Genomic DNA, 878 nt, shown 5'->3' with positions numbered 1-878 from the left:
TTTATAGATGTTAATATATAAAGCGTTAATCTATATTTAAAGGCTAAGGATTTATATCCAGAAAATTACGATTTAAATACTTTATTTTTAAGTTTTAAGGATATAAAGTTAGAAAAGGATATTGCTAGAGGTTCTAAAAAAGCTTTAAAGAAAATTCAAAAAGAGATTAAAAATAATAAATAATAAAGTTATAAATGCTGTAAGGCTTAAATTTAAGTTTTACAGCATTTATTTTTGTTTAAATTAATTCATTAAAAAACTAACCAATTAACTTATAAAAATAAAACTCACATATTGTATCTATTATAATTATAGAAACTTATAATTTTAGGAGGGATATAATGACTAAACCATCAATATATCATAGTCAAGGATATAATTGTGCAGAGGCATTAATAAAATCATATAACGAAGAGCATCATACAAATATACCTGTTTCTTTAGGAAGTGGAATGGGATCGGGAGCAACTGTAGGAAGTATATGTGGTGCTGTTAATGCAGCAGCTATGATAGTAGGATATATAAAAGGAAGAGAAAACAACGAAAATACAAATGAAGCTAGAGGTTATGCTAGAGAATTAATGAATAGAGTAAGAGAAAAATTTAACTCTGAGATATGTAGAGATCTTAAAAAGAGTAAAGTAAGTTGTGCAGAAATAATTGATTTTTCATATGAAGCTTTAAAGGATGTATTAGACAAATAAGTAGGAATCTAGTATATTGTGCATCTGGAATGAGAAGTTCTAGTTCTGCAAATATTTTAGTCAGTAATGGATTTAGTAAGGTATACAATTTAGGTGGAATAGGTAACTATAAAGGTAAATTAACATAAGTTAATATAAGATAAATGAAAAGATGGCGATATGCCATCTTTTTAT

1 protein-coding gene is annotated in these 878 nt (G+C 26.0%); it reads left to right on the top strand.

What is annotated here, in order from left to right:
• Window positions 1-341 precede the first annotated feature (341 nt).
• The gene (locus G3997_RS05760) at window positions 342-704 is read left to right on the top strand and encodes a C-GCAxxG-C-C family (seleno)protein (RefSeq protein ID WP_296644280.1); all 363 of its coding nucleotides are present in this window, start codon (window positions 342-344) and stop codon (window positions 702-704) included.
• The last annotated feature ends 174 nt before the right edge of the window (window positions 705-878 follow it).

It is taken from the genome of Romboutsia sp. 13368, assembly GCF_018336475.1.
Taxonomy (GTDB): Bacteria; Bacillota; Clostridia; order Peptostreptococcales; family Peptostreptococcaceae; genus Romboutsia.
The sequence above is the reverse complement of the archived record's forward strand: the minus strand, read 5'-3'. Positions and strand labels throughout refer to the sequence as shown.